Here is a 26,381-nt window from a genome sequence, read left to right on the forward strand (position 1 = left end):
GATGTTCGGAGCGATGCGCCTGATAGTGATCCTGCTGATCCTCCAGACGATAGCTTATGTCGCTTTGTCCTTGTATTCGCGCGGTGTGCGTCGCCGCAAGCTTGAGGACTGGTGGGATGCAAAGGGTAAGACCGGCGACAAGGATGCCTTTGTCGCGCGGGGGCTGCATGTCTATGATAACTCGTTCCGGCGCAAGCTGATCCTGGGCATCTATATCGTGCCTTGGGTGGCGATCGGCGCGCTGATCTATATAGTGAATTACATGTGAGAGGTACGGCATGGCCTATGTGAAATGGGCATTCATTATCATCTTTTGGGTCACCGTTGGCGCGATCCTGCAATACTCGCTGCCGCAGCATGACATCGTGCGGATCGTGAATACCTATGAAGAACGACAGGATCTGAATGATTGGACCCGGATTTTCTGGTCCGAGCCCGAGGATCAATCGACCAGTCTGTCCAATCGCGACGTGCAGTTCATTCAGGCCGTCCGCGCCAATGGCAAACCAATCGTCTATCGCAACGAGGATACCGGCTGGGGTTGGCCGCCCTACTTCAAGTTCGATACCGCGAACCTGTATACTGAGGCGAACGATGCCAAATCCACCAAAGACAATCCGGATTGGGTGGTTGTAACCCACTATGGCTGGCGCAATGAATTCATGTCGATCTTTCCCAACGCTGTATTCATCCGGCATGTTGATGGGCCGGATGTGCGGATCATCCCTTGGTTCAACATTATCTTCCTGACCGTGCTCGCAGCCGTTCTCTGGGCGATCTGGGTCCGGTGGCGCCGGTTTCGGCAGAAACGGATTGATCCTGTATTGGAGAACATGGAAGACGGTATCTATGCCGCAGGCGATGCGATCGGCGAAAAGCGCAGAGGTTTCCGTCGCTGGATTGACAGTTGGAAATCAAAGTAGCGCGTGTGTGACGCGGCCCGAGGCCGCCCGCTCATCTGACGATGAACTCGGCGTGCAGGGCACCTGCGGCTTTGATCGTTTTCAGGACGTCGATCATGTCACGTGGCGAAACCCCCAATGCGTTCAGGCCTGCAACCACCTCGGAGAGTGTGGTTGCCTCGGGGATTTCGGCCAGGCCGGTGCCTTCTTCTTCTTCGATTCCGGCGAAAGTACGGGGGACGACAACCGTTTCACCTCGGGCAAACGGGTTGGGTTGCACTGCAATGGGGGCTTCTTCGACTGTCAGCGTCAGGTTCCCTTGCGACACAGCAACACGCGAAATCCTGACGTCCTGACCCATTACAATAGTCCCTGACCTCTGATCCACGACCACACGCGCTTTGCTCTCGGGTTCGACAAGGATGTTTTCGATCCGGCCAATCGCGTGTGCCGTTGAGACCGCCTGTGTCGCGGTGATGCTCAACTCGACCGTTCCGGAATCCCGCATCAGCGCCACTGCGCGATTGAATTCAGCATTGATGGCGGCTTCGATGCGACCCGCTGTTGTGAAATCCGGTTCCCGCAAGGCCAGTCTGAGCTGCGTTAATTCGGACAGCTCAAAATCAATCTCGCGCTCAACCCGAGCGCCAGAGGGAATGACTCCCGAGGTCGGCACGCCGCGCGTAACGGTGGCCGCTTCACCTTCGGCAACCGCGCCGCCCGCCAGCACAGTGCCCTGTGCTACTGCGTAAATCTGACCATCCGCTGCGTTGAGGGGCGTCATCACCAGCGTTCCGCCCAACAAGCTCTTGGAATCTCCGATGGCGGAGACCGTGATATCAATCTGCCCTCCGACGCGCGCGAAAGGAGGCAGGCTGGCGGTAACCAGTACGGCGGCCACGTTTTTTGGGCGAAAATCCTCACCATTCACGTTGACGCCCAGCCGTTCGAGGATGTTGGACATGATTTCTTCAGTGAAGGGCGAATTGCGCAACCCATCGCCTGTTCCGTTCAATCCGACAACCAGGCCGTAACCCACCAGATCGTTGCCACGCACGCCGTCAAAATCCACCAGGTCCTTGAGGCGGATCGCCCCGGCGGTGACGATGCCGGGCAGCAAACATAGTATCAGGGCAAGAACCTTCATCTCAGGAAATTCACCAGCGACAGGTTTGCGTTGCGGACGGTGACGGAATAGAGGCTTTCCAGCTGAAACTGTACGGTTTGCAGCCGGGCTGCAGTCTCGTAGGGGTCAGCAGAAATCAGGTTGTTTCTTGCACCTTCGGCGCTGGTTGTTGCCGCAGCGTTGCGAATCGCGGCCTGCTCTATGCGCGCCTCGGCCGCACCAACTTCGGCGCGTATCTTGATCGTGGCGTCTTGTGCGTTGGCAAGATCAACGCCCATTTGGGTAAACAATGCTGTACGCAGCGTGGGGGACCAGTTCAATGCATCCTCGGACGCGAGCGCGGCGACTGCGACATCGCGAACTGCGGCCTTCAAAGCGGGATCAGTTGCCGTGATCGGCAGATCAATCCGTTCGTTTTCGGAGATTTGCATTGACGAAAGCGGTGTCGCGCTGCCCCGGTAGATCACCGCATCAAACCCGGCGGGGTCATTGAACCAATCCTCGGCAGCTTGTCGGATATCGCTTGCCGTGGTCAGCCCGCTCAGCTCTGTCTGCAACGCGTTCAACAGCACATCGGCTGATGGCAGGGGCGAAACATCGGTTGAGGTACCGGAAAACAGGCTTCGCCCTCCTGCACGGCTGTTTAGGGCCGACATCATCGTGTCCAACTCGTTTCGTGCCTGAACGGAGGCCTGTTCATGAGTCACCGTCTGATTGGCGGTCCCGAACGACAGCAGCGACGCAGAGACTTCAGACATGGACTCACCGAAGGTTTTCAGGCTCAGTTGCATCGCATCGGTGAACAATCCAGCTTCGGCAGTGGCGACCGAAAAGGCCTGCAACCGTTCGAGGTTGCGTTCCAGAGCCAGCAGATGCGAATAGTCGCCCGCCAGTCGGCCCGAGATATCCTGCACTTTGCCCGATGACATTTCATAAGAAAGGGTTTCGATCTGCGATTTGATCTCAGTGCTGCGGGTTCGCAGGGTCAGGCCGCGTGCCAGATCGCCAATAGAATTCAATGTCATGTTCAGAGCCTCAGCAAGATGTCCATCAGTTCATCGACCACCGACACGATGCGGGCATTCGCGGCGTAGGCCTGTTCGATCTGCATCAGGTTTTGTAACTCGGTGTCGCTGTCGACGCCTTGTTCGGCTACTAGTTGCTCCATTCTTTGCTGAGCGTTTGTGGCAAAGGTGTTGCGTGTATCAGCAGCATGTGCGCTGGCCCCGGCCTGCGAAATGAGGGCTGCAGCTAAATCGGTGGCGCGCATGTTGCCTGTGCCAAGACCTGTCGCTATTGGTCGCGCTTCGGTCAGAATTGTACTGAACGCTTGCAGCTGACGGGCTTCACCCGGTGCGCCCGGTGTAACGGCACCCAGACCAGCGCGCAGCCTCCAGCTGTCGCCTCCCGAGTCGGGATCAACGATCGTGTTCAGCGCAATACGCGAGGCAAGACCTGTCTGCGTGGCAGGATCAAACCGGTTGCCTGCATCGGTAAAAAGGCCGGGATCGGTCGCCGTCGTGGTTGGATCAAGGCCCGCAGTCTCGAACCGTTCGATCAGATCTCGGGCAACAGTATCCAGGTCGGTCTGCGCCTCGATTGCCAGGCTATCGCGGATCTCGAACTGCGCCATCAGCGCCCCGCCCCTTATCTGCGCGAAATCTCCGGTGATGCGAACGGGCTGACCGTTGACTTCAAGCCCAGACAACAACCCGTTGCCGACTGTCATATGAGGCATGGTATCGCCAGTTGTCGAAAACGAGAATGTGGCGGCGGTCCCTTCCAACAGAATCAAACCACCGTCGGCATAGAGAGAGACCTGTTCGTTGTCGCGGGCGACCACATGCACGGGCACCAGTTCATTGATCTGGTCAACCAGCACCTGACGTTGATCCAACAGCGCGCCAATATCTCCGCCAGAATTCCGGATGGCGGGTATGCGCGCGTTCAGTTGTTCGATGTCCTGCAATGTCTGGTTGAGAGTGCCGACCTGTTCGCCAATTGTCCGATCTGCATCGGATCGCATCTTCCGAACCCCTTCAGATGCCTGATTGAGCGCGGTGCTCAACGCGCGCCCGGCGCGGGCCACCTGATCCAGGCGCTGGGTCGAACCGGGGAGGCTGGCAGCCGTGGTCAAGCTGTTTTCGAAATCCGTCAATCTGGCCGCGATCGATATGGCATCGTCGGCAGTGCCTACCAGATTTTCGAAGCCTGAATGGAACGCCGACAGCGGTCTGGTAGAGGCAAGTTCCGCATCGGTCGTGCGGCGGTTGGCCAGCAGAACCGGATCCTGATGCCGTGTAATCCCCGCAACGCGTACACCGTTGCCTGAGATTGCGCTGGTTGTCAGTTCCAGCGACCTTCGGGAATAGCCCGGTGTCAGCGCATTTGCGATGTTTCCCGAGATTACCGCCGCTCCGCGGCTCGCCGCGCTCAGCCCACCAAGGGCGTTGTTCAGTGCTGTCGACATGTTCATCGGACGACTCCCTTTGGTCGGCTAGATGTTGGTTCAGCGTTTGATGTTGGTGGTTTCCTGCAGCATCTCATCCACGGTCTGAATGACCTTCGCGCTTGAGGAATAGGCCCGTTGGGTCTGGATCATCGAGGTCAGCTCGGTTGCGACGTCGGTGGTCGATTCCTCGCGCGCGAAAGACACAAGATCGCCAGTTGGGCCTTCTCCGGCGTTCCACAAGAAGAACGTTCCACTGTCGCGCGAAAGCGCGTAGGTTTGGCTATCCAACGCTGTAAGACCATTCGGATTTGGCACATCAGCCAGTGGGATCTGGAACATGCGGCGGCTGACGCCGGTGTCGTAGAACGCGTAGACATATCCGTTCTCATCGACCTGAACACTGGTCATTGTACCTACGGCCGAACCATCGCGTGTGATGGACACCGGGGCAAACGTATCCGACAACTGGGTAATCCCGTCTGCATCACCGATCTCGCCGATATTGATCTCCATCGGGCCGCCTGCCACGTTGACAACGAAGCTGCCGGTTGCCGGGTCATAAGCCCCGCCAGACACTGCTGTGACACTGGCCAGGGTTCCTCCGGCTGTGCGGCTGTCGGTGAAAGTCAGTGTGTATTCCCCGATCACAGCGCCGCCAGATGCTGAATCACGCAGCGTTAGAGTCCATTCATTGCTGGACCCTGTTGCTGGGACGGTGGGTATCAGTTCGATATCGACGCTTTCGGATTTGCCCAGATTATCGAAATACTCGACCGAAAGGGGTTGCGTATCAGCCGGAGCGCCAGCATCGGTCGCGGTAGCAGGCAAATTCATGCGCAGATTCATCGATGTGGTCGGCGCACCTGACAGCTGATTGACGCTCAATTGGATGGGTTCCAATGCGGCGGGTGTGTCCCGTGGAACGCTGGGAATCGAACCATCCGCCGCGGCACGCCAGCCCAGCATCACAAGGCCGGATTCGGTGACCAGATATCCTTCGTCATTGGTGCGGAATGAACCGGTCGTGGTTAACAACATCTCGTTCGAACCCGACGCGATCTGAGAGCTGGGTCGCACCGGCAACATGCCACGCCCACGCACGGCCAGATCGGTCGAGTTGTTGGTTGTCACCAGCGAACCACGCTGATCGATCATCCGCTGGCTGGTGGTCCGGACGCCACCCGCCGAATAGCTGCCGCCCTGACCCGATGTGACCATGGAATGAAAATCGGTCTCGACCCGCTTGTAACCAAATGTCGAGGAGTTGGCGATGTTGTCCGAGATGGTGGCCAGCCTGTTGGCGTTGGCCTTTAACGCCGCCACACCGGCATTCAGCGAAGAGGAAATGGTCATCGGCACGCCCTTTTGTTGCATCGGTCCGTAATGCAACACGTACCGTACCGGCCCTTAACAGCGCGCTAACAGCTAAAATGCGTACTTTCCTTTCAAGATCGGGGAGAGCGCAGAAAGATGATCTCGATCCTATTGTTGCGCACCGACATCGGGTTTTCGGCCGCCAGATGCCGATCTGCATGACCTGTCACCCGATCCAGGCGCAATGGCCTGACACCCTTGTCCTGCAGTAACTGGCGGGTGATCTGCGCCCTTGCAGTCGAGAGATCCCAGACAGGGTTCTCGGCCAGAACGATGGGTGAGGATCGGACATGCCCCTCGACGGCGATGGGGTTCGTGACCAGATCCGATGAGCGTGCCACCAACAGCGCCAGAGCCCGCATCATTTGTGTCGGCTTGTCCGTGCCTGATTCGAACAGAGGCTGTTCATCAGTCGCGAACAATTCCACCACCAGCCCTTCATCCGTGACGCGGGTCACAATGTGTTTGAGTATCTCGTCCGAAATCAGGCTTTCTCCGCTCCGACCCAGAAGCTGCGCTTCGAGTGACGAGAAATCGTCGAACGCACCCTTACCGCCACCCTTCGCATCAACCCCGGTCGATCCGCGCGCCTGTTTCGACTGGGTCGGGTTGCGATTGCTGGCACCCGAACCGTCCATGACCAGTGTTTTTTCCGAGAACATGTTATCGCCGCCAAAGGCTCCGTCGCCGCCGCCAGAGACTGGATTGACGGGGATCGTCGGCGAAAAGTAATCCGCCAGACCCTTGCGTTGTTTCTCGGTCGTTGCGTTCAGCAGCCACATCAACATGAAGAAGGCCATCATGGCCGTCACGAAGTCCGCATACGCGACCTTCCACGCGCCGCCGTGGTGGCCATCGCCACCCGACACACGTTTCTTCTTGATGATGATTGGCGCCGCATTGGTTTGCGCACCCATCTCCACCACCTTTGTATCACCCGTCTATCGGCGTAGCAGGGCAGGTCTTAAGGCGGGCTTAACACTTAAAACTGTCTCGAAATCCCTAGCGCGGCAGGTTGGTCCCAGCGCGACGCAGGATTAACTGCAGGCGGTCGAAGCTGTTGGAAATGCTGTCAGCCTCAGATTTGCCGAAAAACGCATCAAGCTCTTCATGCACGCGAACGGCCTGATCCAGCAACGGATCAGAGCCTTCGGCATAGAGCCCTGCTTTGATCATGACTTCGGATTGTTCATAGCTGCCGACGAGTTTGCGGGTTTCGGCGATCAACTGATTTTCCCTTTCGCTTGCCGCGCGGGGCAGGCTGCGTGAAACTGAGCGGCTAAGATCAATGGCGGGAAAGCGCCCGCGCTCGGCGATTTCGCGGCTCAGCACGATATGGCCGTCAAGCACGCCGCGCAGGATATCTGCAACCGGCTCATCCATGTCAGAACCTGCGACCAACACGCTGAACACGGCGGTGATGTCGCCTTGGTCGGCGGTGCCAGGGCCAGCGCGTTCACATAGATTGGCGATCATCGGAGTAACCGAAGGCGGGAACCCTCGCAGTGATGCTGCTTCGCCCATGGCGACGGCAATCTCGCGGTGGGCTTCGGCGAAACGTGTAACCGAATCGGCTAGGAACAGGACATTCAGCCCCTCGTCGCGTATAGATTCGGCCACCGCCATTGCCGACCAGGCGCAGCGTCTGCGGGCCACCGCGGACTGGTCCGAAGTTGCTGTCACCACGACCGATCGTTTCATTCCTTCCACGCCCAGCGCGGTTTCGACAAATTCATTCACTTCGCGCCCGCGTTCACCGATCAGTGCGACCACCACCGCATCAGCCTGCATTGAGCGGGCGAGCGTGGCCAGCAGCGTCGATTTGCCGACGCCAGAGCCTGCAAAGAGCCCAACGCGCTGGCCTTGCACGAATGGCAGAAGGGTGTTGAGCATGGCCATCCCCGTCTCCATCCGTTCTCCCAGCGGCTTACGGGCAACGGCGGCTGGCGGGGCGTGCATCAGATCCCGCCCCTGCACGCCGGGCAATAGCGGTTTGCCGTCTAAAGGCACTCCAAACGGATCGACGACCCGGCCCAGCCAATGCCGCCCTGGTGCAAAAATTGGCGTTTTCTCCAGAACCACCGGATCCCCCAGGCAAACACCATCAGAGGCAGCGCCGGGCAGCATGTGGATCAAATCAGATTCCACATGCAGGACTTCTCCGCGCAGGTTCGGTCCGCTGCGACGGCGCAGCGTCAGATGATCTCCGATTCGGGCATGTCTGGCCAAACCGTCAATTTCGATTACTCCGCGCGCAACGCTGGTGACGCGACCCATATGTCGAGTCGCTGACATTCTGTCGAAGACAGCTTTCAGACGTGCCGGATCGAGATCAGCCATCGCAGGCCCTCCAAATTGCTTTCTCGAAAACGGTTTCTAAAGGAATCGGGGTTAAGCCTTGATTGAAATTGATCGAGGGAGAAGCCCCGATGTTCTATGACCTGAACGTCTTTAAAACAGCGTACGCAATGGCAACCCATGCCGGGCAACGGCAGACTGTCATCTCACGCAATATGGCAAATGCGGATACGCCCGGCTATCAGCCCCGCGATATCGAGGCCTTCGGGACAGCGTTTGATAAGACCGGAGGCGAGGTTGCGATGACCACCACCCGCGCCGGTCATCAGAATGGCGATTCGGGTGCTTGGAACTGGGCGGAATATGTGGCCGATCCGTCAGGTGACCCCAACGGCAACGGTGTCTCGCTGGAAGAAGAGATGTTGAAAGCGGTCGACGTCAAACGGCAGCATGACCGGGCGTTGGCGATTTATCGTTCGTCGATCGGCATTCTGCGTACCTCTCTTGGCCGATCGTAAGGGAGAAGCAGCATGAGCGATTTTTCCCATTCTCTGACAGCCTCGGCCAGCGCCCTGCGTGCGCAGGCAGCGCGGCTACGTCATGTGTCCGAGAATATTTCGAACGCGGATACGCCGGGTTATCGGCGTAAGACTGTGCCGTTTGAAACCGTCGAAAAGGGTAGTCAGCAGACGGTGCAGGCTGGGCGCGTCAAACTCGACCGCCGTGATCTGACCCGCATCTATGATCCGGGTCATCCGATGGCGGATGACTCGGGGCATTATCAGGGCTCGAATGTCGATCTGATGATCGAGATTGCGGACGCCCGCGAGGCACAGCGCAGTTACGAGGCCAATCTCAAAATGTTCGATCAGACTCGGCAGATGTCATCGAGTCTGATGGATTTACTTCGAAAATAAAGGAAAGCCAGAATGGATATCCGATCTCTTACCGCCGCGCAGAACTATGCAGGCGCGCGCCCGGCTACACAGGCTGATCCCGATCACCAGGGCATTGGCCAGGGGCTGCAATCCACGTTCCGGGATTTTGCGGCAACACTGAAGAACAGCGAGCAGGTAGCGCAGTCTTCAATGATCGGTCAGGCCGACCCGCATGCGTTGGTTCAGGCGCTGGCGCAGACCGAATTGGCGGTGGAAACAGCCGTGATCGTTCGCAATAAGGTGGTTGAAGCCTATCAGGAAATCCTGCGGATGCCGGTCTGACGCGATGCTCAGCGAGGGCCTCTTCTATGACATCGTACGTCAGGCTTTGTGGGTTGCGGTCATCACCTCGGTCCCGATCCTGGCGGTGGCGCTCGTCTCGGGGCTTGCCGTCGGTCTGTTCCAGGCGCTGACCTCGGTACAAGAGATGACGCTGACCTTCGTTCCCAAGCTGATCGCCATCGTCATCGTGTTCTGGATCTCGATGGGTTTCATGACCCAGACCCTCGTCACTTTTTTCACCGGGACGCTGATCCCGCTTATCGCAGGAGGTCGCTGATGGACACTGCTTATGTCACCCTGTCTCGTCAGTCGGGTCTTATGAACGAAATGCGGCTGGTCGCCAATAACATCGCCAACGCCAACACCACCGGATACCGCCAGCAGGGATTGGTGTTTTCAGAGTTCGTTCGGGACATGCCAGGCGATCCGTCGTTGTCGCTCAGTCGGGCACAGGTGCGTAATACCTCGTTACAGCAAGGCGTGTTGACCGAAACCGGTGGGACGTTTGATTTTGCCATTGAAGGCGACGGTTTTTTCCTGATCGAAACGTCGGCAGGCAATCGTCTGACTCGCGCGGGCAGCTTCTCACCCAGTGCCGAGGGCGATCTGGTCACCATGGAAGGTCATCGCGTTCTGGACGGCAATGGCGCGCCGGTTTTTATCCCACCTGATGCTGCAACGATTGATGTTGGCAGCGATGGTACGTTGAGTGTCAATGGCCAGCTTCTGGGGCAGATTGGTGTCTATTCCGTCGCTGAGCCGGAAAACCTTGTGCGCGAAGGCAGCACCTATTTCCGTCCCGGTGGGCAGATCAATCCGGTGGACGAACCGGTTGTGCTGCACAGGTTCCTCGAAAGTTCGAACGTGAATGCCATTGGACAGGTCACGCGGATGATCGAGATCCAGCGTGCTTATGAGTTGGGCCAGAGTTTTATGGATGCCGAGGATGAACGGGTGCGCGGCGCCCTCAAGGCGCTGATGCGCTGATCTGAGAGAGGAGATACTTACATGCGGGCTTTGAAAATCGCCGCGACCGGTATGACCGCGCAGCAGATGCGGGTCGAGACCATCTCGAACAACCTCGCGAATATGAATACCACAGGCTATAACGCACGCCGGGCTGAGTTTGCCGATCTTCACTATCAGCAAATGGCGCGGGCAGGGGCGGTGAATGCCTCGGACGGAACGGTGCTGCCAACGGGTATCCAATTGGGTCTGGGTGTGCGTCCGGCCGCCGTGACTGTGCAGTTGGAACAGGGCGGATTGTCGGCAACCGGAAGTGACCTGGACGTCGCGATTGAAGGCCACGGTTATCTTGAGGTGACCCTGCCTAACGGACAATCTGCCTTCACGCGAGACGGCAGCCTGAAGCGGTCCGCAGAAGGTCTTATCGTCACTTCGGACGGCTTTGCCGTCGCACCGGAAATCACCATCCCGGACGACGCCAGATCCATCTCGATCAACGCCGCGGGCGAAGTTTATGCCTATTTTGACGATACCGCCGAAGGGCAATTATTAGGGGAGTTCACGCTGGCCAGTTTCTCCAATGCCAAAGGGCTTGAGGCTGTGGGCAGCAACCTGTTCAAAGAGACTGAAGCCTCGGGTGCACCTGTCGTCGGTACTCCGGGCGAGGATGGTCTGGGCACGTTGCGGCAGGGGTATCTTGAGGACAGCTCGGTCGACGCGGTGCGCGAGGTGACCGAGCTGATCGAGGCACAGCGCGGGTATGAGATGAATGCCAAGGTCATCTCGGCAGTGGACCAGATGATGGGTGCCACAACGCAGGTCCGCTGATGCGAATTCTGGTTTGTATCCTAGCGCTGTGCCCTTTCGCGGTTTTCGCAGAAATTGTCGTGCCGACACGAACGATCCGCGCGAAAGAGATTATCGTCGCCTCGGATCTGGAGATCAAAACCATCGAGATCGCCGGTGCGGCCCAACAGATTTCCAGCCTTGTCGGGCAGGAGGCGCGCGTGGCGCTCTACCCCGGCAGGCCGATCAGTTTGTCGGATATCGGCCCGCCCGCGATCGTGGATCGGAACGATCTGGTGACGTTGGTGTTCGATCGTGTCGCGCTTTCGATTACCGCCGAGGGTCGTGCCTTGGGGCGTGGCGCAGTGGGTGAGCGTATCCGGGTGATGAACTTATCATCGCGCACAACGGTAACGGGCGTGATCCGCGCCGATGGTCAAATCGAGGTCAAGTGATGTCAAATCTATCGAAACTCATGCTCTGCACATTGATGGGCATTACGGCCTGTGGACGGCTGGATCATCTGGGTAAACCTCCAAGCCTGACACCCAATACTGAATCGCCCGAACATGTCGCAATGCTGTGGCCTGGTTTGCCATTGCACAGTCAGCCGCAGCGCACAGTCGATCGCGCCTCGCTATGGAGCGGTGGTCAGCATTCGTTGCTCGGGGATCAACGGGCGATGAAGAAGGGTGATATTCTGACAGTCGTGATTGAGCTGGATGAAAAAGCTGAAATTTCGAACGACACAAACCGCTCACGCGCGGGTTCGGAAAGTCTGTCTGTACCCGGCCTCTTCGGGTTGCCGCAACGCGCGGCGGAACGTTTACCTGAAGGAGCCTCTCTGGATGAGGCTGTATCGATCGACTCGGCCTCTGTCAGCAAGGGCAAAGGATCGGTCAAGCGCAAAGAGAAACTGACACTACGTGTGGCCGCAACGGTTGTCGACGTGCTGCCCAATGGTGTGTTGTCGATCACTGGTTCGCAGGAGTTGCGCGTGAATTTCGAACTGCGTGAGTTACTGGTTGCGGGATATGTTCGCCCCGAAGACATCTCACGCCAGAACGAGATCACCTACGACAAGATTGCCTCGGCGCGCGTGTCCTATGGAGGCCGCGGCCAGATCACGGATGTACAACAGCCGCGATATGGGCAACAGGTTCTTGATACGGTTTTGCCGTTCTGAGGTGGTGATGTGATGGGAAAACTGTTGCCAATCATCTGCCTGATGGCGGGCCTCGCAGCGGGTGTCGGGGTTGGCGTTATTCTGGCTCCCGCTGGAAAGGTGGAAAAAGCCGAGGATAAGACCGATGCCAAACCAGTCAAAGCTGACCAAGGGAAACAGAAGAACTCCAAGTCTAGTAAGGAAGATAACGAGAAGACACAGGAATACCTGAAGCTTACCAAGCAATTTGTGGTTCCGGTTGTTGCAGAGGATGAAATTTCTGCGCTGGTCACAATGTCGCTCAGCCTTGAGGTAAGTCCGGGTATCGAGGATGTCTTTTACGAGATCGAACCCAAGCTCAGAGACAGATTCTTGCAGGTGCTATTTGATCACGCCAATAGCGGTGGATTTAATGGGACGTTCACGCGGTCGGATAACCTGGCTGCCCTGCGGAAAGCACTGCTTGAGGTCGCGCAGAAGGATTTGGGGCAGGACGTGTCTCAGGTTTTGATCATGAGCGTCAGCCGGCAGGATACCTGAGCTGGTTTTAATGTTCTTATGCGCGGCGCTTGCCCTGTTGCAGGCGTTGCGCCAGTTCTGTCACGGCCTGTTTGCGGCCGAATGCCTGGCGCAGATCATCCATGGCCGAAAGCTTCTGCGACCTAAGGCGTGCTAGCTCTGTGTTCAGCTCCCGCCGTGCGGCAGATTCCCAGCTGTGCCACAGTAGATCGGTGCCCGTGACACGGTATCCTTCGGTTTGCGTGCACTGCATATTCACCTCTGCCAACTGTTTATCCAGCTGCGACAGCCGACCGAGAATTCTAGCCTCCTGCTGCAACAATGGATGCAGCTTTTGGTGTTCGCGCTGGTAGCCAGCTTCGGTGACTGTCAGCAGGTCCGTCATCCGTCTACGCATCACGTCACTTGCTCTTTTGCGCGTTTGCGCATGGTTTCGGCAAAGCGAATGGCGGCCGCGACCGGACGGTAATAGTCTTCGCTGATCTCATGGCCGATTTCGACCGTGGCGTGCAGTGCGCGCGCGGTGGGCGGATCTGAGTGGATGGGTACTCTGGCCTGATTTGCCGTGGCCCGGATCGTGGCGGCGATTTCGTCTACCCCTTTGGCAATGCAGACCGGGGCGGTTCCGCTGGCGCGCGACCATTTAAGGGCGACGGCGTAATGCGTCGGGTTGACGATCACCACATCGGCCTTGGGCACGTCCGCCATCATCTGATTGGTGGCGATGTCTTGCGCGCGCTGGCGGCGCTGTTGTTTGACATGCGGGTCTCCTTCAGCGTCCTTTGTCTCATCCTGGATTTCCTTGCGCGACATCCGGTTCTTGCGCAGATGCTCGGCGTGCTGCCAGAGGTAGTCGATAATGCCGATTGCCAGAGCAATGGTGAAAACGATGAACATAAAGCGGAATAGCAGGTTCATCATCAACACCACGGAAGATCGTGCGGGTGCCGCGCTGGATGACAGGATTTCTGGCAGGTTTGCGTGCAGAAATAGGGTCAAACAAGTGCCATAGATCAGTAGCTTCACAAAGCTCTTTGCAAACTCAAACAAACCGCCGCGTCCAAATTTGTTTTTCGCATTGGAGACAAGCGAGACGCGCGAGGGCTTGGGTTTCAGTTTCTCAGGTGCAAAGACCAAACCACGCTGTGCAATCAGGCCAAGGATCACCGCGGCAGCGGGCACGGTGAACAAGGCTGCCACCGGCACGAGTGCGGATTGCAGGATCCCAGTTACCGGCGCGGTGGCGGGACCGGTTGTCAGCAATTCGCCCAAGCGTTCAGATTGATCTATCAGAACCATAAACAGGGTTCCGAGGTGTTGCGCCGTGTATTGCCCCGCCAACACAACCGCGATGAGTAGTCCGGCATACGCAGCCACAGCCGACAGATCATTGGATTTGGCGACCTCACCCTTCTTGCGCGCCTTTTCCAGCTTTTGAGGGGTCGCCTCAAATGATTTGTCGCTGTCATCGTCCTGTGCGCTCATCTTGGCCCTCCGAGCGGGTTTTCGAGGAAGGCGAACAGAGCGTCTGACCAGACAGACAGGATCAACGGTGTACCGGCAAACAGCAGAAAGAGACCTGCAAACGTGATCGCGGGGGCACCGACGAAAGCAACCATCAGCTGCGGCATGGCGCGATTGATGACACCGAGGGCCAGGTTGTAGATCAGCGAGGCGATGACGAAGGGCATCGCCAGCGCAAAAGCCAATCTGAAACTGCGTGATATCTGCGTTACGCCCCATTGCGCCAGATCTGGGGCAAGTGGCAGGGTGCCCATGGGGAACAGCATATAGCTGTGGATCATGAATTGCGCGGCCCGGATATGAAGACCCAGCAAGGCCGCCAGCGTCAGTCCCGCCAGCGTCAGCAAATATCCCATCGCGGGCACGGGTTCGGCTGCCGCTCCGCCCAGAAGCTGTGACAGCGATGTGGCTTGTGCTGCGATGGATCCGGCTGTTTGCAATGCCAACACAAACAGGCGAAGGCCAATTCCAAGTGCCAGACCAGTCGCGATTTCTGTCCCGATCAGGCCGATCATGTTACCGAAGCCGGGCGGTGTGTCAGCGCTTGGTACCGCAGGTGCCACAATCAGGGAAAACGCGACGGAGAGTCCCAGCTTGACGCGCACGGGAATACTGCGTTCACCAAAAGCGGGCAGCAGGGACACCATGGTCGAGATGCGCAGCAAGATGGCAAAGAGGTGCCAAAGAGTCTGCCCGAGATACGGCAAAAGCTCGGGTGGCAGAGCGATCACGCAGGCACCGTTCCAACCAGCGCTGGGCGCGCTTCCAGTCCGATTTCCTCGAAGGACAGAACCGGGTTGGCAATGCCGCGGGCATGCATGATCGTACGCAGCAATCGCCGACGCCGGGTCGAGGTGACGACGGCCGGAAACAGCCCGTGATCGGCGGATTTGGCAACACTGTCATGCACCCCATCAGCGAGCTTGTTGAACAGGTTTGGCGGCAGTGCGACATCCAGGCCGGTATTTGGGGCGTCGATCTGATAGCTGGCGAAAGTGTCTTCCCATTCCGGTGCCAGTTGGATCAGCGGGATTGAGCCATCTTCGCGTTTCATGTCGGCCACCAATTGAAAGCCCAGCCGCTGGCGAACCAGTTCGCAAATCCCCTCGGGCTGAGTTGTGGTCATCCGCGCCTCGGCCACGCTTTCCAGAATAAGCGCCATGTTGCGGATCGAGACCCTCTCGTCGAGCAATAGACGCAACACGGCGTGCAGGATATCGATCGGCACCTTGTCGGGGATTAATTCGTCTAGAAGCTTGCGATTGGCTTCGGCGCGCGTGGGATCGCTGAGGCGGGTCATCTCGGACAGCAGGCGGCGCAGGGATTTCAGCGTCAGCAGGCGCGAGAAATTCTGTTTGATGATCTCAAGCAGGTGGGTGGCCAAAATCTCGGGCGGGGTCACGATGGTGGCCCCGTTCATGGCTGCGGCTTCTTGATCTTTGGGCAGGATCCAGCGTGCAGGTGCTCCATAAACCGGTTCAGTCACATCGGTGCCGTCGGGCAGCAGATCCTGGCCTTCCTGCACCAGCGCCAACACCAGTTCCGAGTTCAGGACACCGCGCGCCTGTTCGACGCCTTGTACCTTGATGACATAAGTTCCGGTGGGTAGGTCGGCGCGGTCGGTCAGGCGAATTTCGGGCAAGATCAGGCCGAAGCTTGACGCCACATACGTGCGCATATTGGCAATCCTCGCATCCAGCCCGGTACCGGGATTCAGCACCATGCTGACCAGATCGGGGGCGAATTCCAGATGTACGTCATCCAGGTCCAGCACATCGCCGATGGCTTGTGAGACAGGGGTGTCGGTCTCGGTTGTTGCAACCTCGGCTCGGGTCTCTTCAGCTTTTCGTTTCTTCAGGCCGGAATAGGCGGCATAACCCAGCGCCGCCGCGCCAAGAATGAAGGGAAGGAACGGCAGACCGGGCACCAGCGCAAAAAGAACCATCAGAACCGCAACGGTTGCCAGGGCTGCGGGGTGTCGCCCGAGTTGCGAGAAAATCGCGCTGTCAGTGGCGCCCTGCGTACCGCCGCGTGCCAGCAGCAAGGCCGAAGCAATCGAGATGATCACCGCTGGAATCTGCGACACCAGTCCATCGCCAACAGTCAGGATCGCGTATGTCTCAAACGCCGAGGAAACTGGCATCCCATGTACGATCACGCCCATGACCAGACCCATCACGAGGTTCAGCAAAGTGATCAGCAGCCCAGCGATGGCATCACCTTTGACGAACTTCGATGCACCGTCGAGCGAGCCGAAAAAAGTGGTCTCCTGTTGCTCGCGTTCACGCCGTTCTTTAGCCTGTTGGTGGTCAATGGCACCGGCGGACATATCGCTGTCGATGGCCAGCTGCTTGCCGGGCATGCCGTCTAATGCAAAGCGCGCCCCGACCTCGGCCATGCGGGCAGCGCCTTTGGTGATGACCATGAAGTTCACGATCAGCAGGACACCGAACACAACGAGGCCCAGAAAGATGCTGCCGCTCATGACGAATTGCGCGAACCCCTCGATCACATCGCCAGCGGCGTTTGTACCGGTATGCCCCTGTCCAATGATCAGTTTGGTCGATGACACGTTCAGCGACAGCCGCAGCATCAGCGAGGCCAGTAGGATGGTCGGGAAGGAAGAGAAATCCAATGGCCGTTCAATGAACAGGGTCAGGGTAAAGATCAGGATCGCCAGCGCGAATGAAGCTGCAAGGCCAACGTCCAGCACCCAAGCGGGCATCGGCAGGATCATCATCACAATGACGGTCATCAGCGCCAGCGCCAGCAGGACGGTCGGAGAGAACAGGGTGCGGATATCGATCCGGGGCACAGGGACCTCTTAGTTGAAAGGGATGAACGCCGTCGCGCCGGTGGATTGAGGCACGAGGGACCCCAATGTAGTGCGTGCGACAGGTGAGGATGGGCGTGAGATCAACGGGGATGCCGATGCGGTGAACGGGTCGCCGTCCACGCGGGCACCTTCCAGCTGTGCGAGAATCGTCTGAAAGCGGTTGGAATAGGATGCAGCGAGATGTTCAGTGCGCGAATGATAGGCCCCGGCAGCAGCGGGCCATGAGCCGAGCTCAGCATATAGCTCGTTCAGGAAGCGTGCGGCATAGGTGGCGTTCTCGTCCGGGTCGAACATCGCCTCGATCGAGCGGAAGGCGCTGCCATGCCAGCGATAGTTGATCTGGAAACAGCCGACGTCAAAGCTGCGGGCGCCGGATTTGAAGATGTTGAAGACATAGGATTTCGCTTCGGTTGCGGAGGCGAACCAATATCCCTGCCCTTCACGATTGACGGTCCAGGGCCAGGGGTGCAATGCACCGTCGACCGTGCGGCCCGTTTCAACCCGCGCAATGGCCCTAAGCACCTTCAGCGGCACACCCTCCGCCCGTGCGGCCCGCTGCGCGGCCTGATCGCACAAAGCTGCCGTCTCAACACCCGGCGCAGAATGGCCGGGCTTTGCCAGTGCAATAAGCGCCAGACTTAGCGCAAACAGGGTTTCACGATGGGGCATTCTGCCGGTCCGAGATTCTGATCAATCCCGGCCAAGCTAGTCCGTCTTCGGTTTACAGAGGGTTAGCGCACCTCAGCTCCGATCGATTCTGCGGCCAAAAACAACGCTGGTGTTGGTACGCAGCACACCGGGGATGCGGGCCAGCTCGTCGACGAGGATATCGAGGTCTTCGATCCGGGGGGCCTCGGCAGACAGCAGCAGGTCAAACTCGCCATTGATCGACAGGCAAAGCTTGACCTCTGGGTAGGCCTCAAGCCGCTTGATGATCCGTGTGGTTTCCTTTTGCTGCACTTCCAGCAGGACAACGACCTGAACCCGGGGTGTGTCCTCGGTTTCGCGCAGAACGACCGAATAGCCTGCGATGATCCCGCGCTCTTCCATGCGATTGATGCGTTCGTGCACGGTGGTCCGGGCCACACCCAGCGTTGCCGCGATGCGGGTCGTTGAATCGCGCGCATTATGTTGCAGGGCGGCGATGATGCGACGGTCAAGCTGGTCCATGCAGGCTCCGGACATTTCAGGGGCATGTCTCGGTTTACGGCAGTTTGCGGGGCGGGCTCAAGCCTAGCGCGGGATCTGCGGATGCAACTCGTCGATCACCACAGGGTGCACGTGCGGTCCTGAACCTGTGAGGTGCGGGTGATCCGGCGGTAAATCCGGGTGATTGTGCGCCACTGCAGCACGGCTGTTGCGCGGCCATAGCCGCACGGCCAGCGACAGACCAAGGACTGCGGCAGTTGCCATTACAGCCATGACCACTGTTGCGCCGAATTGAGTCATCAACCACCCGGCCAGCGGGTAGAGAAACAGCCAACACGCATGAGACAGGGTAAATTGCGCCGCGAACAGTGCCGGACGATCTTCGGGATGGGCAGAACGGGTCAACAGGCGACCGGATGGTGTGAGTGTGGCGGAATAGCCAAAGCCCACGGCAGCCCAGATCAGCGTCAACAGCCCCAGCGTCATCGGTAGGGCTGTGGACAGCACCGCAGCGACAGCCATGGCGCCGGTCGCCAGAGCGGCACCGCTCAGCATCACCTGACGGTCTGAAATGCGCTCCAGCAGTCGGGGCAGGGTGAACGCCGCCAGCATTGATCCGCCGCCGAAGCCAGCCAGGGCAATCGCGACAGCGCTTTCCGAAAGGCCCAGATCAGCGCGTACGATCACCACGGTGTTGACGATCACCATCGCGCTCAGTGCTGCTGCGCTCCAGCTGAGCGCCAGCAACCCGTGCAAACGTGGCGTTTTCAGATAAATGCGGATGCCGCGCGTGGTTCTGTCATAGATGCCGCGCTGTGCCGATGGCTTGGGCGAGGGAAGAGCAACGGATACCACCAACAGCGCTGAGGCGACAAACCCAACACCCGTGCCCAAGAACAGACTGTCGAAACTGACCAGAAGCAGCAGCGCGGCAGCCAGCATCGGACTCAGCAGGCTTTCAAGATCATAGGCCAAACGCGACAGTGACAGGGCCTTGGTATAGTCCTGTTCGTCGGTCAGTACGTCGGGAATGGTGGCCTGAAAAGTCGGGGTAAATCCGGCAGAGGCGGATTGCAGCAGGAAGATCAGCACGTAAACCTGCCAGATTTCGGTCACAAAAGGCAGGCAGAGCGCCACCAGAGCGCGCACCAGATCCAGCGCCACAAGCATGCGGCGACGATCCAGCCGCTCAGCAAAGGCGGCCGCCAGCGGCGCGATTGTAACGTAGGCCACCATCTTGATGGTAAGCGCGGTGCCCAGCACCATCCCGGCGGCCTCTCCGGCCAGATCGAAGGCCAGAAGACCCAAGGCAACGGTGGCCAGCCCGGTTCCAGACAATGCAACGACCTGTGCGGCCAGCAGATGACGATAGGTGCGGTTCTTCAGGACGCTAAGCATGGCTCAAAGGTATTTCGTGATGGTTTTGAAGTCTTCGACACTCTGACCGTCTGCCCCGGCGGACAGGCAGTGGTCGACATGGTCATGGATCAGGGCGCGTTTGGCGTTGGTGATCGCTTTTTCAACCGCAAAGAGCTGTTGGGCGATGTCACCACAAGGGGCCTGGCTTTCCAGCATTGTGATAACCTTGGCCAGATGGCCATGCGCGCGCTTCAGCCGCGCAGTGATCTGAGGATGCGAAGGGTGGGTATGAGTCGTCATGGCGCATCCCTATCCTCCCCTAGGGGATATGTCAATGCTGGGAAACTCCGGAAACAACCTTTGAGCTGATGACGTTGAGTTTGTTCGTGAAACCTCCTATTTCGGGGACGAAAGCGCACAAAGGACAATTCCGTGGCGAACCACCTTTATAAGAATGACCTGCCGGACGGGTTGGATCTGGGCCCTGTAGTGGCCATCGACTGTGAAACCATGGGGCTGAACCCGCATCGGGACCGCCTCTGTGTGATCCAGATGTCCGGCGGGGATGGCAACAGCCATATCGTGCAGGTCGAGAAAGGGCAGACGCGTGCTCCGAACCTGTGTGCGATGCTGGAAAACCCCGATGTTTTGAAGCTGTTCCACTTTGGCCGCTTCGATATTGCTGCGATGTATCATGCATTCGGCGCGCTGGCTGCACCGGTCTATTGCACCAAGATCGCCAGTCGCCTGGTGCGCACCTATACCGACCGGCACGGGCTCAAGAACCTGTGCCAGGAGCTGATCGGCGTCGATATCTCGAAGCAACAGCAGATGAGCGACTGGGGTGCGGAAACCCTGACTGACGCCCAGCTGGATTATGCGGCCTCGGATGTGCTGTATCTGCATCGCCTGCGCGAGGCGCTGGACGGGCGACTGGCGCGTGAAGGCCGGACCGAGATGGCACAGGCCTGTTTTGACTTCCTGCCGATGCGTGCGAAACTCGATCTCGCTGGTTGGCCCGAAACGGATATCTTTGCGCACTCATGACTGATACCGAAGCTTTCCTGAAAACCGCCCGACAGGTTGTCACCGACGAAGCCCGCGCGCTGGATGTTCTGGCCGAGGGGCTGGATGAGCATTTTGCCGAGGCTGTGCAACTGATCCTGCAGGCGACTGGCCGCATCATCATCAGCGGCATTGGCAAGTCGGGTCATATCGGCCACAAGATAGCGGCAACTCTGGCCAGCACCGGTACACCTGCCTATTTCGTCCATCCTGCCGAGGCGAGTCATGGCGATCTGGGCATGGTGTCCAAAGGCGACGTGGTTCTGGCGATCTCGAACTCCGGCGAAGCGCCGGAACTGGCCAACCTGCTGGCTTTTACCCGCCGCTTTGGCATCCCTCTGATTGGCCTGTCCAGCAAACCCGAAAGCACGCTGATGAAACAGGCCGACGTGCATCTGCTGATTCCGTCACTGGGAGAGGCCTGCGGTTTTGGCATGGTGCCTTCGATCTCGACCACGCTGACGCTGGCGATGGGGGATGCGCTGGCGATTGCGTTGATGAAGTATCGGGACTTCAAGCCCGAAAACTTCCGCGACTTCCATCCAGGTGGCAAACTGGGCGCACAGTTGAGCAAGGTGCGTGATTTGATGCATACAGATACACCGATTGTACCCACTGGTACCGCGATGAGCGAAGCGCTTCTGATTATGAGCCAGAAGGGGTTCGGAGTCGTTGGTGTGACAGATGAACGTGGTCGTCTGTTGGGGATTGTCACTGATGGTGACTTGCGGCGGCACATGGAAGGTCTACTTGATCTGACGGTTGATCAGGTCATGACGGCTGACCCGCGCACGATTGGACCAGATGAGCTGGCTGAAGGCGCTGTTGCGTTGATGACCATGGAAACCCCAAAAATTACCTGCCTCTTTGTGGTCGACCCGGCCGCGGATGGTCGTGCTGAAGGTATTCTGCACATCCACGATTGCCTGCGCGTTGGTCTGGGCTGAGGGAGGGTCTGCGGTGGACCGTCATTCCCGTTGGGTACAGTTTCTGAAAGTGGTGCTGCCTCTGGCCGCCATTTTGCTGCTGTCCACCGTGTTCCTTTTGTCGCGCAGCATCGACACCAATGTTTCGGTCCCGTTCAGCGGACAGGAGATTGACGAACGGTTGACCGATCAGGTCATAACCAGACCCGACTACAAGGGGGTAACCCGCAAGGGCGAAGAAATTCGCGTCGAAGCGCGCCGTGCCAGCCAGGGTAGTACAGGCGACAACCCTACCGCAGCTGAAGTGCAGGGCAGGTTCGGTCTGAGCAATGGGGGTGAGATCACGCTGGAATCCAACACCGGCATGATCCGGCCCGATAAGGGCACCGCCACCTTCTCAGGCAATGTGGTCATCACCACCGCTGATGGCATTCAGGTTACCACTGAGCTCTTGAACACATCTCTGGAAGAAATACGTGGTGATAGTCCGGGCAAGATTGACGGCACCGGCCCGATCGGTGACTTTACCGCTGGGCGGATGACATTTGGAACGGAAAAAACGGACGGCCCGGTCCATATTCTTTTTACAGATGGCGTGAAGCTGATATACGAGCCGCAAAAAGCTGAAAGATAACCCGTGTTTGATTTTCGTGTTGCCTCTGTTTGTTTCGCTCTGATCGCCGGAGCAGCGCCCCTGTCAGCGCAAGAAGCACAAGTTGCCTTTGGGGCGGTCAAAGCCGACCCGACCTTGCCCGTCGAGGTGACGTCCGAGACTTTGAATGTGAACCAGGAAGACGGCTCGGCCGAGTTTCTGGGCAATGTGATCGTCATCCAGGGTGAAATGCGCCTGACCGCTGAGCGGGTGCTGGTGATCTATAATGAAGAACGTTCGGCCATTGAACGGATGGAGGCCACCGAAAATGTGGTTCTGGTCAGCCCACCGGACGCGGCTGAGGGCGATTGGGCCGAATACACCATCGATACTGGTGTGATCGAGATGAAAGGGAATGTGCTGCTGACGCAGGGGCCCAGCGTGATCAGCGGAGATCAGATGATCGCGAACCTGACCTCGGGCACGGCAACGATGTCAGGGCGGGTGAAGACCATATTGCAGCAGGGCCAGAATTGATGAACCGCCCGAACCTGTCTGTCGCTGAGGGCACTTCCGGTCTAAAGATCGAGAAGTTGCGGAAATCCTACCGCAAAAAGACCGTAATCCGGGATGTCTCGATGACACTGGGCCGGTCCGAGGTGGTTGCGCTGCTCGGACCAAACGGTTCGGGTAAGACCACGACATTCTATTCGGTTGCCGGGCTTGTCTTCCCCGAAGCGGGCAGCGTGACGATTGACGGCCAGAACGTCACGACCCTGCCGATGTACCGCCGCGCGCGTCTGGGGATCGGCTATCTGCCACAAGAGATGTCGATTTTCCGCGGCATGAGCGTTGAAGACAACATCGCTGCCGTGCTGGACATCACCGTCAAACATGCTCATCGCCGCAAAGAGCGGCTGGAAGAGCTGCTGTCGGACTTCTCGATTGAACATTTGCGCCGCGCACCCGCGCTCGCGCTTTCAGGGGGTGAACGTCGCCGGGTTGAGATTGCGCGTTGTCTGGCTGCGGATCCGAAATATCTGCTGCTGGATGAACCCTTTGCTGGGGTCGACCCGATCAGTGTCGGGGATATCCGCCTTTTGGTGGCCGATCTGAAGAAACGCGGTATCGGTGTTCTGATCACCGACCATAACGTGCGTGAAACACTCGAAATTGTGGACCGCGCCTATATTCTGCACGATGGTCAGGTTCTGATGTCCGGCACCCCTGACGAGGTGGTGGAAAACGAAAATGTGCGTCGGGTTTATTTGGGCGAAAACTTCCGTATTTCATGAGCTTGCGCGGGATTGCGCCGGGCGCATGGCGGAAATTTGGTATATACACACCTGTTTTGATTGACTCTTCCCCCGCCTCTTGGCTCAATTGGGGTATGGCAAGTCTTCGGTTCCAGACTGGATCGCGATGCCCCTTCTTTGAAGGGCTGGATCAACGGCAACCGCAGACTCTGCTGCGACCCCCCACCCGATAAAAACAAGTCCGCCACGCTATGTGGCGTCAGAATGGGTGTGAATTGTGAAGGAGATCACATGCGTTACCAAATCAGCGGAAAACAGATCGACATCGGTGCGGCCCTGCAAACTCATGTGCAGACCGAACTGGGCGAGGTCGTCGGCAAATATGCCCAGCGACCAACGGACGCCAACGTCGTCTTTTCCCGTTCGGCGCATGAATATGTATGCGAGACCACCGTGCATCTGTCGACCGGTCTGACCGCTCAGGCAAAGGCGCACGCGACCGAGATCTATGCAGCATTTGAGGGCTGCTGTGACAAGATGGAGACACAACTGCGTCGCTATAAGCGCCGCCTGAAAGACCACCACAAGGATCGGTCCGAGCCAGTTGAACTCTTCGGCGCGTCCTCTTATATCCTCGCTTCTGACGAATCGGAGACGGCAGATGAGCCCGAATCGTTGCAGCCGATGATTGTGGCTGAGATGGAAACCAAGATCCCATCGCTGAGTGTTGGTGAAGCCGTTATGCAGATGGAACTCGCCGGTGCCCCGGTGCTGGTGTTCCGGAATGAGAACAAGGACGGATTGAATGTCGTTTATCGTCGTGATGACGGCAATATCGGATGGATCGATCCGTAACAGGCAAGGATAACTGGCCTGCCCCCAAAAGCTGGGGGCATGGTCGAGGAGCAAGATCATGGAGCTTTCGAGCATTCTGAAGCCCGAGGCGGTGCGTGTGCTGTCAGCCGCGTCCAGCAAGAAGCGTCTGTTTCAGGAAATCGGCGATGTCGCCGCCGCTACGCTGGGTCTGGAAGCACAGGCCGTCGTTGACAGCCTGCTTGAGCGCGAGAGCCTGGGGCCGACGGGCGTGGGCCATGGTGTTGCCTTGCCGCACGCGCGATTGCCCGAGCTGGAGGAGGTTTCGGGGGTTTTCGTGATGTTGGAAAAGCCCATCGATTTCGGCTCGGTCGACCGTCAGCCCGTTGATCTGGCCTTTTCGCTTTTTGCGCCGGAAGAGGCAGGCGTCGAACACCTGAAAGCACTGGCCTTGGTTTCTCGCACACTGCGCGAACAGACCGTTTGCGCCAAGCTGCGGGCCAACCCCGATCCAGTTAAGTTGTATGCGATTTTAACTGAGGCCCAATCGGTACAGGCTGCCTAATTGGGCGCAACACAAACAAGAAAGCCCCCGAAATTCGGGGGCTTTCTTGTTTCAAGCGATGGGTGCTCAGCCGCCGGTTCCCATTTCCAGCGTCCACCAGATCTTGCCGCCACCTTCCTGGTGCCAGGCAAATCCCATTTGGGTTGCTTTCGGATCCATGATGACCGAGCGCGGCCCGGGCTCCTGCATCCAGGCCGCCAGCGTTTCGGTTTCGGTTTCATAGGTTTCCGAGATCGCCTCGCCCAGAAACGTACCGAAATATCCGACCCGCGCCGCTCGATCGAGCGGTGACGAACCGTCTGAGCCGAAGTGCCAGGGACGGTTCTGCCGGGCCATGTCTTTCGCATGAGTGGCGGCAGCCGCGTTCAGTTGTGAGTTCAATTGGACCTGTTGCAGGCCGGATGCCTGCCGCAGGGCATTCACTGAATCCAGCATGCGGAACTGCAGTTTTTCTGGATTGCCGCGAATCTTGTAGACCGAAGGCAGAGGTCTGCCGTCAGCCCCAATCGTCGTGGTGCCCGAATCGGTGCATGCCGCCAGAGCGAGGGTACAAATCGTCAGAAGAGAAAGAATACGTGTCATGATTGGCCTGAATTCTGTGTTTCAAGGGAAATAGCTCGCTTGAAGGCTCGGGGCAAATGCACAATGGCCCAAGCTTGCATGATTCTGCCGGTTTGATTTGCGACTGAAGCATTCTGGCCATAAAATGTTCCAGAATTTGCATTCGACCTTAGCAAAGGACCGCTCGTCATGGTCAAGAAACCGATTGTTACCCAAACGCGCCGCGCATTTCTGGCAGCTGCCTCGGCTAGCCTCGCGTCACCGGCGCTGGCTCAGTACATCCCAGGTGATCCGCTGCGCCCTGCCCCGGAACCCGAAGCACCTGTGCGCCGCAATGTGTCCGGGTTCCGTGCACTCGATTGGCAGCCGTACTTCTCAAACACCAATAACGGGGCCATTCTGGTCGATACCGTCTCGCGGGCGCTGCATTATTGGTCAGAAGATCAATCCGTGTACAAACTTTACCCATCTTCGGTGCCATTGACCGAAGAGTTGACCCGCCGCGGACGCACCAGCGTTATCCGCAAAGTCGAAGGTCCAAGCTGGTCACCAACGCCGTCGATGAAAAAGCGTAATCCGGAATGGCCGGATTATATTCCGCCGGGTCCGGATAACCCATTGGGAACACACGCTTTGTATCTGAGTTGGAAATATTACCGCATCCACGGCACCCACGATACGCGCAAAATCGGGCGCCGGTCGTCAAATGGCTGCATCGGACTGTTCAACGAAGACATCGCTGAGCTGTTTGCAATGGCCAATGTTGGCACGCAAGTGTTGCTAATTTGACGACATTTTCGCGCACGAACCCGCTTGTGGCGCAAGTTGCAATTGCAATCCGGCGGTATTGCTGATTAGAAAAACTCACGAGGTAAGTCTTAGATGTGCGGTTTCGCTATTGGGAATCGCGCAAATTCTGGAGGTTAA

The 26,381-nt window shown here is 58.1% G+C and carries 34 protein-coding genes; 19 read left to right on the plus strand and 15 right to left on the minus strand.

Annotated elements, in window-relative coordinates:
* Position 1 precedes the first annotated feature (1 nt).
* On the plus strand, positions 2–268 hold the full coding sequence (locus ACR0NF_RS06825) for a hypothetical protein (protein WP_480471139.1): 267 nt from the start codon (positions 2–4) through the stop codon (positions 266–268).
* A gap of 10 nt (positions 269–278) precedes the next feature.
* A complete protein-coding gene (locus ACR0NF_RS06830) occupies positions 279–923 on the plus strand; it encodes a DUF1523 family protein (RefSeq protein ID WP_480471138.1) in 645 nt (214 codons plus the stop codon).
* 31 nt (positions 924–954) lie between these two features.
* On the opposite strand, the gene ACR0NF_RS06835 is transcribed toward ACR0NF_RS06830, so the two are convergent.
* From ACR0NF_RS06835 to ACR0NF_RS06860, 6 genes are all read right to left on the minus strand, one after another.
* On the minus strand, positions 955–2,049 hold the full coding sequence (locus ACR0NF_RS06835) for a flagellar basal body P-ring protein FlgI (protein WP_480471137.1): 1,095 nt from the start codon (positions 2,047–2,049) through the stop codon (positions 955–957).
* Positions 2,046–3,053 (minus strand): flagellin, encoded by a 1,008-nt coding sequence (locus ACR0NF_RS06840; RefSeq protein WP_480471136.1) that lies wholly within the window; start codon positions 3,051–3,053, stop codon positions 2,046–2,048. Before ACR0NF_RS06840 ends, ACR0NF_RS06835 begins: the two co-directional genes overlap by 4 nt.
* Before the next feature lie 2 nt (positions 3,054–3,055).
* Entirely contained in the window at positions 3,056–4,504 is a 1,449-nt protein-coding gene (gene flgK, locus ACR0NF_RS06845; protein ID WP_480471135.1) for a flagellar hook-associated protein FlgK, read from the minus strand.
* Between the two features lie 33 nt (positions 4,505–4,537).
* Positions 4,538–5,833, minus strand: coding sequence for a flagellar hook protein FlgE (locus ACR0NF_RS06850; RefSeq protein ID WP_480777985.1), 1,296 nt, complete (start codon positions 5,831–5,833; stop codon positions 4,538–4,540).
* A gap of 92 nt (positions 5,834–5,925) precedes the next feature.
* Positions 5,926–6,771 (minus strand): flagellar motor protein MotB, encoded by an 846-nt coding sequence (locus ACR0NF_RS06855; protein WP_480667182.1) that lies wholly within the window; start codon positions 6,769–6,771, stop codon positions 5,926–5,928.
* Between the two features lie 85 nt (positions 6,772–6,856).
* Positions 6,857–8,194 (minus strand): FliI/YscN family ATPase, encoded by a 1,338-nt coding sequence (locus ACR0NF_RS06860; RefSeq protein ID WP_480667183.1) that lies wholly within the window; start codon positions 8,192–8,194, stop codon positions 6,857–6,859.
* Positions 8,195–8,283: 89 nt separating this feature from the next.
* Here ACR0NF_RS06860 and ACR0NF_RS06865 point away from each other — a divergent pair, with 89 nt between their 5' ends.
* Genes ACR0NF_RS06865 through ACR0NF_RS06905 form a run of 9 tightly spaced genes read left to right on the plus strand, consistent with a single transcriptional unit; the run spans position 8,284 to position 12,829 of the window.
* Positions 8,284–8,670, plus strand: a complete 387-nt coding sequence (locus tag ACR0NF_RS06865) for a FlgB family protein (protein ID WP_480471131.1) — start codon at positions 8,284–8,286, stop codon at positions 8,668–8,670.
* Between the two features lie 12 nt (positions 8,671–8,682).
* Positions 8,683–9,069, plus strand: coding sequence for a flagellar basal body rod protein FlgC (gene flgC, locus ACR0NF_RS06870; RefSeq protein WP_480660062.1), 387 nt, complete (start codon positions 8,683–8,685; stop codon positions 9,067–9,069).
* Positions 9,070–9,081: 12 nt separating this feature from the next.
* A complete protein-coding gene (fliE, locus tag ACR0NF_RS06875; protein WP_480471129.1) occupies positions 9,082–9,372 on the plus strand; it encodes a flagellar hook-basal body complex protein FliE in 291 nt (96 codons plus the stop codon).
* 4 nt (positions 9,373–9,376) lie between these two features.
* Complete coding sequence (locus tag ACR0NF_RS06880; protein ID WP_480471128.1) at positions 9,377–9,649, plus strand: flagellar biosynthetic protein FliQ; 273 nt, start codon at positions 9,377–9,379, stop codon at positions 9,647–9,649.
* A complete protein-coding gene (locus tag ACR0NF_RS06885; protein WP_480471127.1) occupies positions 9,649–10,359 on the plus strand; it encodes a flagellar hook-basal body complex protein in 711 nt (236 codons plus the stop codon). The genes ACR0NF_RS06880 and ACR0NF_RS06885 overlap by 1 nt, the downstream gene beginning before the upstream one ends.
* Positions 10,360–10,380: 21 nt before the next feature.
* Positions 10,381–11,166, plus strand: a complete 786-nt coding sequence (gene flgG / locus ACR0NF_RS06890; RefSeq protein WP_480471126.1) for a flagellar basal-body rod protein FlgG — start codon at positions 10,381–10,383, stop codon at positions 11,164–11,166.
* On the plus strand, positions 11,166–11,579 hold the full coding sequence (flgA, locus tag ACR0NF_RS06895) for a flagellar basal body P-ring formation chaperone FlgA (RefSeq protein ID WP_480667184.1): 414 nt from the start codon (positions 11,166–11,168) through the stop codon (positions 11,577–11,579). Before flgG ends, flgA begins: the two co-directional genes overlap by 1 nt.
* Positions 11,579–12,310 (plus strand): flagellar basal body L-ring protein FlgH, encoded by a 732-nt coding sequence (flgH, locus tag ACR0NF_RS06900; protein WP_480777986.1) that lies wholly within the window; start codon positions 11,579–11,581, stop codon positions 12,308–12,310. The genes flgA and flgH overlap by 1 nt, the downstream gene beginning before the upstream one ends.
* Before the next feature lie 12 nt (positions 12,311–12,322).
* Entirely contained in the window at positions 12,323–12,829 is a 507-nt protein-coding gene (locus tag ACR0NF_RS06905; protein ID WP_480471123.1) for a flagellar basal body-associated FliL family protein, read from the plus strand.
* Positions 12,830–12,845: 16 nt separating this feature from the next.
* On the opposite strand, the gene ACR0NF_RS06910 is transcribed toward ACR0NF_RS06905, so the two are convergent.
* From ACR0NF_RS06910 to ACR0NF_RS06945, 8 genes are all read right to left on the minus strand, one after another.
* The gene (locus tag ACR0NF_RS06910; protein ID WP_480667185.1) at positions 12,846–13,205 is read right to left on the minus strand and encodes a hypothetical protein; all 360 of its coding nucleotides are present in this window, start codon (positions 13,203–13,205) and stop codon (positions 12,846–12,848) included.
* Entirely contained in the window at positions 13,205–14,293 is a 1,089-nt protein-coding gene (flhB, locus tag ACR0NF_RS06915) for a flagellar type III secretion system protein FlhB (protein WP_480777987.1), read from the minus strand. Before flhB ends, ACR0NF_RS06910 begins: the two co-directional genes overlap by 1 nt.
* Positions 14,290–15,063, minus strand: a complete 774-nt coding sequence (locus tag ACR0NF_RS06920) for a flagellar biosynthetic protein FliR (RefSeq protein WP_480777988.1) — start codon at positions 15,061–15,063, stop codon at positions 14,290–14,292. Before ACR0NF_RS06920 ends, flhB begins: the two co-directional genes overlap by 4 nt.
* Positions 15,060–17,087, minus strand: a complete 2,028-nt coding sequence (gene flhA / locus ACR0NF_RS06925) for a flagellar biosynthesis protein FlhA (RefSeq protein ID WP_480667315.1) — start codon at positions 17,085–17,087, stop codon at positions 15,060–15,062. Before flhA ends, ACR0NF_RS06920 begins: the two co-directional genes overlap by 4 nt.
* 69 nt (positions 17,088–17,156) lie before the next feature.
* Positions 17,157–17,837 carry a transglycosylase SLT domain-containing protein gene (locus ACR0NF_RS06930; protein WP_480471119.1) on the minus strand — a complete coding sequence of 227 codons (681 nt, stop codon included), beginning with the start codon at positions 17,835–17,837 and terminating at the stop codon, positions 17,157–17,159.
* A 72-nt stretch (positions 17,838–17,909) separates the two neighbouring features.
* Positions 17,910–18,338, minus strand: a complete 429-nt coding sequence (locus tag ACR0NF_RS06935; RefSeq protein ID WP_480471118.1) for an Lrp/AsnC family transcriptional regulator — start codon at positions 18,336–18,338, stop codon at positions 17,910–17,912.
* 63 nt (positions 18,339–18,401) lie between these two features.
* Positions 18,402–19,715 (minus strand): MFS transporter, encoded by a 1,314-nt coding sequence (locus ACR0NF_RS06940; RefSeq protein ID WP_480471117.1) that lies wholly within the window; start codon positions 19,713–19,715, stop codon positions 18,402–18,404.
* Positions 19,716–19,718: 3 nt separating this feature from the next.
* A complete protein-coding gene (locus tag ACR0NF_RS06945; RefSeq protein WP_480471116.1) occupies positions 19,719–19,976 on the minus strand; it encodes a metal-sensing transcriptional repressor in 258 nt (85 codons plus the stop codon).
* Between the two features lie 132 nt (positions 19,977–20,108).
* Between ACR0NF_RS06945 and ACR0NF_RS06950 the strand changes: the two genes are divergently transcribed.
* The 7 genes from ACR0NF_RS06950 (at position 20,109) to ACR0NF_RS06980 (ending at position 24,893) form a co-directional block, all read left to right on the plus strand.
* Positions 20,109–20,723, plus strand: coding sequence for a ribonuclease D (locus ACR0NF_RS06950; RefSeq protein ID WP_480471115.1), 615 nt, complete (start codon positions 20,109–20,111; stop codon positions 20,721–20,723).
* Positions 20,720–21,688: a KpsF/GutQ family sugar-phosphate isomerase gene (locus tag ACR0NF_RS06955; RefSeq protein ID WP_480471114.1), complete on the plus strand. Its 969-nt coding sequence runs from the start codon at positions 20,720–20,722 to the stop codon at positions 21,686–21,688. The genes ACR0NF_RS06950 and ACR0NF_RS06955 overlap by 4 nt, the downstream gene beginning before the upstream one ends.
* Positions 21,689–21,701: 13 nt before the next feature.
* Positions 21,702–22,301 (plus strand): LPS export ABC transporter periplasmic protein LptC, encoded by a 600-nt coding sequence (lptC, locus tag ACR0NF_RS06960; RefSeq protein ID WP_480471113.1) that lies wholly within the window; start codon positions 21,702–21,704, stop codon positions 22,299–22,301.
* Positions 22,302–22,304: 3 nt separating this feature from the next.
* Positions 22,305–22,796, plus strand: coding sequence for an LptA/OstA family protein (locus tag ACR0NF_RS06965; RefSeq protein ID WP_480471112.1), 492 nt, complete (start codon positions 22,305–22,307; stop codon positions 22,794–22,796).
* Positions 22,796–23,554, plus strand: a complete 759-nt coding sequence (gene lptB / locus ACR0NF_RS06970) for an LPS export ABC transporter ATP-binding protein (RefSeq protein ID WP_480471111.1) — start codon at positions 22,796–22,798, stop codon at positions 23,552–23,554. Before ACR0NF_RS06965 ends, lptB begins: the two co-directional genes overlap by 1 nt.
* A gap of 252 nt (positions 23,555–23,806) precedes the next feature.
* Positions 23,807–24,370 carry a ribosome hibernation-promoting factor, HPF/YfiA family gene (gene hpf, locus ACR0NF_RS06975; protein ID WP_170428456.1) on the plus strand — a complete coding sequence of 188 codons (564 nt, stop codon included), beginning with the start codon at positions 23,807–23,809 and terminating at the stop codon, positions 24,368–24,370.
* Positions 24,371–24,428: 58 nt separating this feature from the next.
* Positions 24,429–24,893 (plus strand): PTS sugar transporter subunit IIA, encoded by a 465-nt coding sequence (locus ACR0NF_RS06980; RefSeq protein ID WP_480471110.1) that lies wholly within the window; start codon positions 24,429–24,431, stop codon positions 24,891–24,893.
* Between the two features lie 66 nt (positions 24,894–24,959).
* Here ACR0NF_RS06980 and dalA read toward each other — a convergent pair whose 3' ends face one another.
* Positions 24,960–25,475, minus strand: coding sequence for a divisome-associated lipoprotein DalA (gene dalA / locus ACR0NF_RS06985; RefSeq protein WP_480471109.1), 516 nt, complete (start codon positions 25,473–25,475; stop codon positions 24,960–24,962).
* A gap of 168 nt (positions 25,476–25,643) precedes the next feature.
* On the opposite strand from dalA, the gene ACR0NF_RS06990 reads away from it, so the two are divergent.
* Positions 25,644–26,243 carry a L,D-transpeptidase gene (locus ACR0NF_RS06990; RefSeq protein ID WP_480471108.1) on the plus strand — a complete coding sequence of 200 codons (600 nt, stop codon included), beginning with the start codon at positions 25,644–25,646 and terminating at the stop codon, positions 26,241–26,243.
* Positions 26,244–26,381 lie beyond the last annotated feature (138 nt).

It is taken from the genome of Ruegeria sp. CF4 (assembly GCF_056537345.1).

What these genes read in the sequence shown, in the direction of transcription:
- ACR0NF_RS06825 (WP_480471139.1), top strand. Translation starts at nt 2, where the DNA reads ATGTTCGGAGCGATGCGCCTGATAGTGATCCTGCTGATCCTCCAGACG.
- ACR0NF_RS06830 (WP_480471138.1), top strand. Translation starts at nt 279, where the DNA reads ATGGCCTATGTGAAATGGGCATTCATTATCATCTTTTGGGTCACCGTT.
- ACR0NF_RS06835 (WP_480471137.1), bottom strand. Translation starts at nt 2,049, where the DNA reads ATGAAGGTTCTTGCCCTGATACTATGTTTGCTGCCCGGCATCGTCACC.
- ACR0NF_RS06840 (WP_480471136.1), bottom strand. Translation starts at nt 3,053, where the DNA reads ATGACATTGAATTCTATTGGCGATCTGGCACGCGGCCTGACCCTGCGA.
- flgK (WP_480471135.1), bottom strand. Translation starts at nt 4,504, where the DNA reads ATGAACATGTCGACAGCACTGAACAACGCCCTTGGTGGGCTGAGCGCG.
- ACR0NF_RS06850 (WP_480777985.1), bottom strand. Translation starts at nt 5,833, where the DNA reads ATGACCATTTCCTCTTCGCTGAATGCCGGTGTGGCGGCGTTAAAGGCC.
- ACR0NF_RS06855 (WP_480667182.1), bottom strand. Translation starts at nt 6,771, where the DNA reads ATGGGTGCGCAAACCAATGCGGCGCCAATCATCATCAAGAAGAAACGT.
- ACR0NF_RS06860 (WP_480667183.1), bottom strand. Translation starts at nt 8,194, where the DNA reads ATGGCTGATCTCGATCCGGCACGTCTGAAAGCTGTCTTCGACAGAATG.
- ACR0NF_RS06865 (WP_480471131.1), top strand. Translation starts at nt 8,284, where the DNA reads ATGTTCTATGACCTGAACGTCTTTAAAACAGCGTACGCAATGGCAACC.
- flgC (WP_480660062.1), top strand. Translation starts at nt 8,683, where the DNA reads ATGAGCGATTTTTCCCATTCTCTGACAGCCTCGGCCAGCGCCCTGCGT.
- fliE (WP_480471129.1), top strand. Translation starts at nt 9,082, where the DNA reads ATGGATATCCGATCTCTTACCGCCGCGCAGAACTATGCAGGCGCGCGC.
- ACR0NF_RS06880 (WP_480471128.1), top strand. Translation starts at nt 9,377, where the DNA reads ATGCTCAGCGAGGGCCTCTTCTATGACATCGTACGTCAGGCTTTGTGG.
- ACR0NF_RS06885 (WP_480471127.1), top strand. Translation starts at nt 9,649, where the DNA reads ATGGACACTGCTTATGTCACCCTGTCTCGTCAGTCGGGTCTTATGAAC.
- flgG (WP_480471126.1), top strand. Translation starts at nt 10,381, where the DNA reads ATGCGGGCTTTGAAAATCGCCGCGACCGGTATGACCGCGCAGCAGATG.
- flgA (WP_480667184.1), top strand. Translation starts at nt 11,166, where the DNA reads ATGCGAATTCTGGTTTGTATCCTAGCGCTGTGCCCTTTCGCGGTTTTC.
- flgH (WP_480777986.1), top strand. Translation starts at nt 11,579, where the DNA reads ATGTCAAATCTATCGAAACTCATGCTCTGCACATTGATGGGCATTACG.
- ACR0NF_RS06905 (WP_480471123.1), top strand. Translation starts at nt 12,323, where the DNA reads ATGGGAAAACTGTTGCCAATCATCTGCCTGATGGCGGGCCTCGCAGCG.
- ACR0NF_RS06910 (WP_480667185.1), bottom strand. Translation starts at nt 13,205, where the DNA reads ATGCGTAGACGGATGACGGACCTGCTGACAGTCACCGAAGCTGGCTAC.
- flhB (WP_480777987.1), bottom strand. Translation starts at nt 14,293, where the DNA reads ATGAGCGCACAGGACGATGACAGCGACAAATCATTTGAGGCGACCCCT.
- flhA (WP_480667315.1), bottom strand. Translation starts at nt 17,087, where the DNA reads ATGACCGTCATTGTGATGATGATCCTGCCGATGCCCGCTTGGGTGCTG.
- ACR0NF_RS06930 (WP_480471119.1), bottom strand. Translation starts at nt 17,837, where the DNA reads ATGCCCCATCGTGAAACCCTGTTTGCGCTAAGTCTGGCGCTTATTGCA.
- ACR0NF_RS06935 (WP_480471118.1), bottom strand. Translation starts at nt 18,338, where the DNA reads ATGGACCAGCTTGACCGTCGCATCATCGCCGCCCTGCAACATAATGCG.
- ACR0NF_RS06940 (WP_480471117.1), bottom strand. Translation starts at nt 19,715, where the DNA reads ATGCTTAGCGTCCTGAAGAACCGCACCTATCGTCATCTGCTGGCCGCA.
- ACR0NF_RS06945 (WP_480471116.1), bottom strand. Translation starts at nt 19,976, where the DNA reads ATGACGACTCATACCCACCCTTCGCATCCTCAGATCACTGCGCGGCTG.
- ACR0NF_RS06955 (WP_480471114.1), top strand. Translation starts at nt 20,720, where the DNA reads ATGACTGATACCGAAGCTTTCCTGAAAACCGCCCGACAGGTTGTCACC.
- lptB (WP_480471111.1), top strand. Translation starts at nt 22,796, where the DNA reads ATGAACCGCCCGAACCTGTCTGTCGCTGAGGGCACTTCCGGTCTAAAG.
- hpf (WP_170428456.1), top strand. Translation starts at nt 23,807, where the DNA reads ATGCGTTACCAAATCAGCGGAAAACAGATCGACATCGGTGCGGCCCTG.
- ACR0NF_RS06980 (WP_480471110.1), top strand. Translation starts at nt 24,429, where the DNA reads ATGGAGCTTTCGAGCATTCTGAAGCCCGAGGCGGTGCGTGTGCTGTCA.
- dalA (WP_480471109.1), bottom strand. Translation starts at nt 25,475, where the DNA reads ATGACACGTATTCTTTCTCTTCTGACGATTTGTACCCTCGCTCTGGCG.
- ACR0NF_RS06990 (WP_480471108.1), top strand. Translation starts at nt 25,644, where the DNA reads ATGGTCAAGAAACCGATTGTTACCCAAACGCGCCGCGCATTTCTGGCA.